Genomic DNA, 8,491 nt, shown 5'->3' with positions numbered 1-8,491 from the left:
CCCTGGCCACGGTGACGGACGGCCGGCACGACGTGCTCAACGACATCCAGCACCGCAGTGTCGCCGCCCTCGTCGTCCAGTGGCTGGAGCGGCTGCGTATCGCTCCTTCGCTCCCGCCGATCCTCACGGTGACCCCGGTCGCCGCGCCCTGACGCCCCGTCATGTGCCGGGCCCCGTAAGGGGTCCGGCCGCTCCCCTGGCATCCGACCTGGAAGGACCGCCCGTCATGACCGCGACCCCGTCGCTCGCCGCTGCCACCAACTCCCCCGTGAACCAGACCCGTTCCGCCGCAGGGGCGGTACGTCCGGCCGATCTGCTGCGGCGCACGCTGCGGCGGCAGGCGACGGCGGTGACCGTCGTGACCGTGCCGGGTCCCGCGGGATTCACCGCGACGTCCTTCACCTCGGCGTCCCTCGAACCGGCCCTGGTGTCCTTCTACTTGTCCGCCACGGCGTCCACGGCGGGCGCCGTCAGGTCGGCCGACCGTTTCGCCGTGCATCTGCTCGGATCCGACCAGGAGGATCTGGCGCGGGGCTTCGCGCGCAGCGGCGTGGACCGGTTCGCCGGGGTGGACTGGACACCGGACACGGGCGGGCTGCCGCTGCTGTCCGGCGTTCCGGCCTGGCTGACCGCGCGTACCGTGCACGTCCACGATGTCGGCGACCACTTCCTCGTGGTGGGCCATGTGGAGGACGCGGGCGGTCCCGGAGCGGACTCGCCGCTCGTCCACCACGACGGCGCGTTCGGCACCTTCCACACCGACCGGCCCCGCGCGTAACCGCGACGGGCGTCCCGGGGGGGGGCGGCCCCGGCGTCAGGCCGCTTTGCGCGCCTCGATGAGGAAGCGGGTCACCGTGGCCGTGAACGACCCCTCGGACGTGATGTGTTCGTGCAGGGCGCGCAGCGTGTCGCGGTGCTCGGCGACCGTGAAGCCCGGGACCATCCAGATGACCTTGCGCAGGTAGTAGACGACCGCGCCGATGTCGTGGAATTCCATCCGCAGCGACTCGGCGCGCAGGTCGGCCACTTCGAGTCCGGCCGCGGCGGCGCCCGCGCGGGCCAGGTCGGGGTGACGCGCGCCGCGCACCGCGTCGGGCTGCTCGCCGAGGAAGAACTCCACGAGTTCGAACGCGCTGGCAGGGCCGACCTGTTGGGAGAAGTACGTGCCGCCGGGGCGCAGGACGCGCGCGATCTCGTCCCACCAGACCGTCACGGGATGGCGGCTGGTCACCAGGTCGAACGCCTCGTCGGCGAAGGGCAGCGGGGGCTCGTCCGTATCCGCGACGACGACCGCGCCGCGCGGGTGCAGCAGCGCGGTCGCCTTGGCCACGTTCGGCGGCCACGACTCGGTCGCGGCCATCAGCGGCGGCAGCGCGGGAACCCCGGCGAGCACTTCGCCGCCGCCGGTCTGGATGTCGAGCGCGGCCGACGCCCGGCCGAGACGCTCGCCCATCCGCCGCTGATACCCCCACGACGGCCGCTGCTCGGTGGCCCGCCCGTCCAGCCAGGAGAAGTCCCACCCGTCGACCGACACCGAGTCGGCCTCCGCCACCAGCGCGTCGAAGTCACGTTCCATCCCGGCATCATCGCCGCAGACCGCCCGCCGGACCACTCGATTAACCCGGACCTCGACCACCTCGGGCCTCGATCAACCGGCGTGTGGACCCGCGGGCGGGTGGGGACCCGGACGCGCACGAGCCCGCGTCCCAGGATTCGGGACCGGGGCTCAGGACCGGGCGATCTCGCCGAAGCGGCCGGTGCGCGCGCCGCGCGTCTCGCGTCTCGGTTGCGAGGGCGACGGGCCCACTGTGGGGGTTGAGGTTGGTCGCCGTGCAGCCGGGATCGGCGGCGTTGACCCGGATGTCCGGCAGATCCTTGGCGTACTGGTTGGTCAGCACGGTCAGGGCCGCCATCAAGGCGGTGTAGAGCGGCGCGATCACCTGGGACTCCGGCCGCGCCGGGTCGTGGGTACGGGCGAGCGAGCCCATGCCGCCGCTGAGTTCGACCACGGCCGGGACCTGTGACCGGCGCGGCAGCGGCAGGAAGGCGGTGGTCGTCCGGACCGCTCGGGCGAGGTGGGACGTCGAAGACCCCGAGGACGTCGGCGCCGGTCAGAGCGCCGGGGGCGCCTGCGGGACCATGGATTCCGGCGTTGTTGACCAGCACGTCGACCACGCCCTCGTGCTCGGCAACGGGGACGTTCACGCCCGACGGGTCCTCGCGGTAGCCGACCGACCACGCGTCGAGCGAGTCGCGGGCCGCCACGGCGCGCAGTTCCCCGTCCCGCTCGGGCGCGGGCGTGGCAGCGTCCGGTACCGGGGCGAGGGCCGCATCGCGTACCCCGTCGCCGGTCGCCGCCGTCGCCGTATCCGCGCCCGCTCCCGCGCCCGCTCACGTCCCCGTCGTGTCCGCATCCCGCTGCCGCCTCCGTCGTCGTGTCGCGCGCCGTCCGGGCGTCCGAACGGCCCGGTTCCGGCTTCGGCACTGCCCTACGCCACGGCGCGGGTGCGGCTGCCCGCGCCGGGGCGTTACGGTGACGCACCGTCAGGGGAACAGGGCGACGGCGGCGGACGGTGCGTCAGAACTGCACGTCGGCGCAGGCGTAGAAGGCGTTCGCGGTGTCCGCGATCGTCCAGACGCCGACGATGAGCTGCTTGCCGCTCAGCCCGCTGGGGATCGTGCCCTGGTGGACGACGGTGGTGGGCGGCTGGGAGCCGTTGTAGGGGACCTTCAGGAAGGGCGTGGTGTTGAGCATCGCCCGGGTGAGCGGCTTCTTGGGGTCATACCCGGCCTTGGTCAGGTAGTACGAGAAGTCGGTCGTCGAGTGCTGAGCGGTCAACTTCCAGGTGAAGGTGTAGCTCTGACCGCCCGTCAGGTGAGTGGCGGGCCAGCCGCCGTTGCGCGGGGCGTCGAGCTGGGCGAAGCGGCTGTTGGCGCCGCTACAGATCTTGCCGTCGGCGGGACCGCCGGCCGGGAAGCCCTTGGGGCCCTCGACGCTCTGCGGCTCGTACTGGATGTCGCCGCAGTTCGTGACGGTCCCGGCGGCACACAGCGCCTGGCGGCTGGGCGGGGTACTGATGTAGCCGTGACTGCTGGCGCTTCCGGTGGCGAGCACGAACGAACCGGCGACGCCGAGCCCGATCACGGCCGCACTGATCTTCTTGCGCATGGCGTACTCCTTGAGAACGTGGGGGAGTTCCGCGGATGTCTACGGTCGTACGCGGCCGGGACCTGCCCGTGCGGCACAAGACCACACCAGGCCAGGTCTAGACCAACTCGCACCCTAGTCCCAGATTTTGGTCATGTCCACACCAAGAATCAGCCGAGCGACGGCGCAATATGTCCGCTACGCGCGGCGCCCGGCGAGCGGGTCTCCCCGGCGACGATGGCGTTCCAGGAGTCGGTGACGCGCCGGCCGCCGGGCTAGGGCGTCGGCGGGGCGGTTCGGGGGCCGTCAGTCCGAGGGTCCGGCCGGGGCGGGAGCGCTGCCGAGGTAGCAGCGGACCGCCGTGCCGTCGGGGGCGGCGTGGATGCGGACGAGGTCCGCGATGTGATGGACCATCAGCAGGCCACGGCCGCCCGGGTGTCCGTTCGGAGGAAGGCGGCGGCCCGCCATCGGGTCGCTGAGCCTGCCGCCGTCGCGGACCTCGCAGACCACCTGGTCGTTCTCGGCCCACACCCGGATCGTGCCGGAACCGCCGCCGTGCAGAACGCTGTTGGTGATGAGTTCGGAGACCGCGAGGGCAAGGTCGTCCAGCCGGGTGCCGGTCAGGCCGAAGCCGCCCGCCAGCCGGACGGCGAAGTGCCGTGCGTCGCGCAGGTGTCGGTCGTCGAAGGCGAAGGACGCGGCGTCGCGCGGTTCGGGCAGCGGGGTGTTGCCGGAGGCGACGGCGTGGTCCGGCGCGTAGCGGTCGCTGGGCCGCTCGCGGCCCGCCTCGATCACCACCGGGTGGGTGGCGTGCACGTCGTCCAGGACATCGGGGGCGAGCCCGGCCGCGTCGTACGGACACAGGATCGTCACCTGCCGCCCGGCGAAGGCGGTGTTGATCAGCGCCTCGTGCTGGACGCAGGCCGGGTACTCCAGCGCGGTGCGCCCCGGCCAGACCGGCTCGCCGATCATCCGGACCGGACCCGGCGGCTGCGCGTCGCAGAAGGCGCGGAGCACGGCCGGAATGATGCGCCCGGGGTTGCGCCCGGCCTTGGTCATGTCGACGAAGCGCACGGCGCCCGCGTCGGACCCGAGGGCGGTACGCAACAGGCCGAGTCCGGCGGGCGGGGCCGCGACGGCGACCGGTTCGCCCGCGGCGAGGCCGTCCCGTACGAACGGGACGGTGCCCTCCAGATACTCGCGCGCACCGCGATAGAACAGGGCGGGATGGGAGAAATTCCGGGCGGGACTGATCACGGCGCCACCGTTCGCGACATCGCACGGCAGCGTCCCGGCGGCGTTTCCCACGCCTCTCGCGTCGGCCTCGGCGCCCCCTGACGCCGGCCGACCGCGATGTCCACCCTGAATGCCCCCTTCGGACACCTGCGGTTTTTTCGGACACCCCTTGACAGCGGTTTCGGACAACAGTGCTGTCACCGCCAGTATGCTCCTCCCCCGACGATCATCAACGCCGGGAGCCGCCCGGCCGCCGTCCGCGCCCGCCGCGGGGGCCGCTCCCGCGGAGAACCGACCGGTCCTACGCCACCGCGCACCGGTCCTACGCCACCGCGCGCGGCCGGAACTGGACGCTGATCCGCCCGCCCACCGCTCCCCGCGTCTTCGGCACCGCGTGATCCCAGGTCCGCTGGCAGGAGCCGCCCATCACGATCAGGTCGCCGTGGCCCAGCGACTGCCGGACGGTGGTCCCCGCGCCCCCGCCGCCGCGCGGCCTGAGCAGCAGCGGGCGCGGCTCCCCCAGGGAGACGATGGCGACCATCGTGTCGTGGGTGCCGCCGCGGCCGGAACGGTCGCCGTGCCAGGCCACGCTGTCCCGGCCGTCGCGGTAGAAGCACAGTCCGGCGCTGACGAAGGGCTCGCCCAGTTCGGCCGCGTAGTGCGCGCCGAGCCGCGCGCGGGCGTCGGTGAGTACGCCGGCGGGCAGCGGATCGCCTTCACGGTAGTGGGCGAGGAGGCGGGGTACGGCCACCACGTTGTCGTACATCCGGCGCCGCTCCTCGCGCCAGGGGACCCGCGTGGCCAGTTCCGCGTAGAGGTCGTCGGCGCCGCTCAGCCATCCGGGGAGCGTGTCGATCCAGGCGCCGTGTCCGAGGTGGGTGCGGCGGGCTCCGCCCAGGTCACCGAGGCCCGGCGCGCCGCCGCCGAAGATGGACGCCTGCTGAGGGGACGGATGGCTCATGACCCCGAGCCTACCTCGATTGTCGTACACCTGTTCTATTGTGGGCGGCGTGTCGGGCTCATGCCGGGCTCATGCCGGGCACACGTCAGGCACACGTCAGGCGTTCCGGTCCGGTTCGCCGCAGGATGGAGGACATGCTGTTCGCCGAGGTCGCCCGTGTCTCGTACGAGGTCGCGCACACATCAGCGCGGAGCCGCAAGACGGCGCTGCTGGCCGAATTCTTCCGCGCCATGGAGCCCGAGGACGTGCCGGTCGCCATCGCCTATCTGGCCGGACGCCTGCCGCAGGGGCGGCTCGGTGTCGGCTGGGCGGCGCTGCGGGACCGCGCCGAACCCGCGGCGGAGCCGACGCTGACCGTACGGGCGGTGGACGGGGCGCTGACCGCCGTCGGCGCGGTCGCGGGCGCCGGGTCGCAGGGCCGGCGGCGCGACCTGCTCCAGGGCCTGCTGGGCGCGGCGACCGAGCGGGAGCAGGAGTTCCTGGTCGGGCTGCTCACCGGCGAGGTCAGGCAGGGCGCGCTGGACGCCGCGGCGGCGGAGGGGCTGGCCGCCGCGACCGGCGCGCCGCCCGCTGACGTACGCCGCGCGGTGATGCTCGCGGGCGCCCTCGAACCGGTCGCGCGGGCCCTGCTGGCGCGCGGCCCCGACGCGCTCACCGAATTCGCCCTCGCGGTCGGCCGGCCACTGCTGCCGATGCTGGCGTCCTCCGCCAAATCCGTCGCCGAGGCGGTCGCCAAGGCGGGGCCCTGCGCGATCGAGGAGAAGATCGACGGCATCCGCGTCCAGGTGCACCGCGACGGCGACTCGGTGCGGATCTTCACCCGCACCCTGGACGACATCACCCAGCGCCTGCCGGAGGTCGTCGCGGCCGTCCGCGCGCTGGACACGGACCGTTTCGTCCTGGACGGCGAGGTGCTGGCGCTTGGCCCGGACGGGCGGCCCCGGCCGTTCCAGGAGACCGCCGGCCGTGTCGGCTCCCGCGTCGACGTGTCGGCGGCGGCCCGCGCCCTGCCGCTGACGGCGGTCTTCTTCGACGTACTCGCCTTCGGTGACGGGGACGCGACCGAGGACCTGCTCGACCGCGGCTACGACGAGCGGCACGCGGTGCTGGCCGGGCTGCTCCCCGAGGAGCTGCGGGTCCGGCGGACCGTCATCTCTGATCCGGCGGACGAGGCGGAGCTGCGGGCCGCGGAGGACTTCTGGCGGGCCACCCTGGACCGCGGGCACGAGGGCGTGATGGTCAAGGCCGCCGACAGCGGCTACGCGGCCGGGCGGCGCGGCGCGTCCTGGATCAAGGTCAAGCCGGTGCACACCCTCGACCTGGTGGTACTGGCCGTCGAGTGGGGGCACGGCCGCCGCACGGGAAAGCTCTCCAACCTCCACCTCGGCGCGCGCGACGGCGACGGCTTCGCCATGCTCGGCAAGACCTTCAAGGGCCTGACGGACGCGCTGCTCGACTGGCAGACCGAGCGGCTGCTCGCCCTCGCGGTCGGCCCCACCGACGGATACGTGGTCACCGTGCGCCCCGAACTGGTCGTCGAGATCGCCTACGACGGCCTCCAGACCTCGACCCGCTACCCGGCGGGCGTCACCCTGCGCTTCGCCCGCGTCGTGCGCTACCGCGAGGACAAGACGGCGGCCGAGGCCGACACGCTGGAGGCGGTACGCGCGGCGCACGGCGGGACGTGAAGCGGACGGACGGCGTACGGCCGCACGTGGACGGGACGTGAAGCGGACGGACGGCGTACAGCCGCACGTGCCGCGGACCGGCGGGCGGCGCGCCCTTGTGGTCGGGCGACGGCCCGTCCCGGTCAGGCGACGCCGTGGTTCTCGAGCCGGAAGCGCGCCTCCTGCTCCTGGTCGCCCGCCGCGGTGCCGACCACCCGGACGGTGAACGCCTCGGCCAGGCTCTCCCGCAGCCGGTCCACCGCGCGGTAGCCGCCCTGGGCCGTGACCGTCAGCGACTCGCCGAGCCGCGCGGGCCCCGGCACTCCGAGGGTGCGGGACACATCGAAGGTGGCGCTCCAGACCATCGGCCGCCCGTCCACGGAATCCTGCGGGATGTCGTCGGGCTCGCGGTCCGAGGCGAAGCTCGTGTTCAGCGCGTCGAGGACGGTCTGCGCGTCCTCCTTCGCGCAACCGTCGAAGGTGACCGCTACCTGGGCTGACTCGTCTTGCGCCGTACTCACGGGGATTCCTTTCGGAGGAGGATGGTGGCGCGCGCACCCGATTTGCGCCACGGTGAGCACTTTTCCGCTGCGGGGCGGGCAAAACCCACGACTCCCGCGAATGGCGGCGTCCGCCACAATCAGAGGATGCCCCGACGTCAGAACCGCCGCCCGGCGGCCACCCGGCTCTCCCCGACGGCTCCCTGCCCGTGCGGACGGCCCGCCGCGTACGACGACTGCTGCGGCGCCCTGCACCAGGGGCGGGCCGCCGCCACGACCGCGGAGCAGCTCATGCGGTCGCGGTACGCCGCCTTCGCCGTACGCGACGCCGCCTATCTGCTGCGTACGTGGCACTCCGGCACCCGGCCGCCGGACCTCCGCTTCGACGGAGACGTCCGGTGGACCGGCCTCGACATCCTCGGTTCGACCGGCGGCACCGCCTTCCACACCGAGGGCACCGTCGAATTCCGCGCCCGCTTCCTGGTCGACGGCCAACCGGGTGACCAGTACGAGAACAGCCGCTTCGGCCGCGAGGACGGTGCGTGGGCGTACGTCGACGCGCTGCCCGAGCGCACCGCGTGACGGCCCTCGACCCGGCGGTACGCGCGGCCCTTGCGCGCGAACTCCTGGACGCGCTGGCCGCGTACTGCCCCGGCTCGCGGGCGCGGCTGCGCGGCTCGCTGGCTTCGGGCACCGCCGACGCCTACAGCGACATCGACCTCGAATGGACCGTGCCGGGCGACCGCTTCGCCCACTGCGTCGACACCGCCGCCGAGGCGTTGGGGCGCGTCCGGCCGCTGGCCTCGCTCCGCGTCGACCCGGAGTCGGCCGCCGTCGCGGGCGAGCGGCTGCTCTTCGCCGCCTTCCGCGGTCTCCCGCTCTTCTGGCGCCTGGACCTGGCCGTCCGCGCGGAGCCGGCCGGGTCGGCCACCGTGCCCGCGGCGCCCGCCGCCGCCTGGTCCCCGGCCGCCAGCGCCCT

At 73.8% G+C, this 8,491-nt stretch carries 9 protein-coding genes and 1 pseudogene; 4 read left to right on the top strand and 6 right to left on the bottom strand.

Annotation, left to right across the window (positions count from 1 at the left end; translation table 11 throughout):
* Window positions 1–226 precede the first annotated feature (226 nt).
* Window positions 227–778, top strand: a complete 552-nt coding sequence (locus tag BGM09_RS29345) for a flavin reductase family protein (RefSeq protein ID WP_188284743.1) — start codon at window positions 227–229, stop codon at window positions 776–778.
* A 36-nt stretch (window positions 779–814) separates the two neighbouring features.
* Here the strand turns inward: BGM09_RS29345 and BGM09_RS29340 are convergent, their stop codons facing one another.
* The 5 genes from BGM09_RS29340 to BGM09_RS29320 all read right to left on the bottom strand — a co-directional run bounded on the left by BGM09_RS29340 (window position 815) and on the right by BGM09_RS29320 (window position 5,345).
* Window positions 815–1,576: a class I SAM-dependent methyltransferase gene (locus BGM09_RS29340; protein WP_188284742.1), complete on the bottom strand. Its 762-nt coding sequence runs from the start codon at window positions 1,574–1,576 to the stop codon at window positions 815–817.
* A gap of 40 nt (window positions 1,577–1,616) precedes the next feature.
* Window positions 1,617–2,009 carry a hypothetical protein gene (locus BGM09_RS38080; protein ID WP_223187771.1) on the bottom strand — a complete coding sequence of 131 codons (393 nt, stop codon included), beginning with the start codon at window positions 2,007–2,009 and terminating at the stop codon, window positions 1,617–1,619.
* Between the two features lie 569 nt (window positions 2,010–2,578).
* Window positions 2,579–3,169, bottom strand: a complete 591-nt coding sequence (locus BGM09_RS29330; RefSeq protein ID WP_188284741.1) for a lytic polysaccharide monooxygenase — start codon at window positions 3,167–3,169, stop codon at window positions 2,579–2,581.
* Between the two features lie 285 nt (window positions 3,170–3,454).
* The gene (locus BGM09_RS29325) at window positions 3,455–4,405 is read right to left on the bottom strand and encodes an anti-sigma factor RsbA family regulatory protein (protein WP_188284740.1); all 951 of its coding nucleotides are present in this window, start codon (window positions 4,403–4,405) and stop codon (window positions 3,455–3,457) included.
* Window positions 4,406–4,706: 301 nt separating this feature from the next.
* Window positions 4,707–5,345 carry an alpha-ketoglutarate-dependent dioxygenase AlkB gene (locus tag BGM09_RS29320; protein WP_188284739.1) on the bottom strand — a complete coding sequence of 213 codons (639 nt, stop codon included), beginning with the start codon at window positions 5,343–5,345 and terminating at the stop codon, window positions 4,707–4,709.
* A 134-nt stretch (window positions 5,346–5,479) separates the two neighbouring features.
* On the opposite strand from BGM09_RS29320, the gene BGM09_RS29315 reads away from it, so the two are divergent.
* Window positions 5,480–7,033 (top strand): ATP-dependent DNA ligase, encoded by a 1,554-nt coding sequence (locus BGM09_RS29315; protein WP_188284738.1) that lies wholly within the window; start codon window positions 5,480–5,482, stop codon window positions 7,031–7,033.
* Window positions 7,034–7,155: 122 nt separating this feature from the next.
* Here the strand turns inward: BGM09_RS29315 and BGM09_RS29310 are convergent, their stop codons facing one another.
* Entirely contained in the window at window positions 7,156–7,533 is a 378-nt protein-coding gene (locus tag BGM09_RS29310; protein ID WP_317452941.1) for a hypothetical protein, read from the bottom strand.
* A gap of 126 nt (window positions 7,534–7,659) precedes the next feature.
* Between BGM09_RS29310 and BGM09_RS29305 the strand changes: the two genes are divergently transcribed.
* Window positions 7,660–8,094, top strand: a complete 435-nt coding sequence (locus tag BGM09_RS29305; protein ID WP_188284737.1) for a YchJ family protein — start codon at window positions 7,660–7,662, stop codon at window positions 8,092–8,094.
* A pseudogene (locus tag BGM09_RS29300) lies at window positions 8,091–8,491 on the top strand (nucleotidyltransferase domain-containing protein); the annotation flags it as partial. The gene BGM09_RS29305 and the pseudogene BGM09_RS29300, both read left to right, overlap by 4 nt.

It is taken from the genome of Streptomyces sp. CBMA29 (assembly GCF_014596445.1).
GTDB lineage: Bacteria > Actinomycetota > Actinomycetes > Streptomycetales > Streptomycetaceae > Actinacidiphila.
Note: the sequence above shows the minus strand (reverse complement) of the source record. Positions and strands in the feature narration are given on the sequence as shown.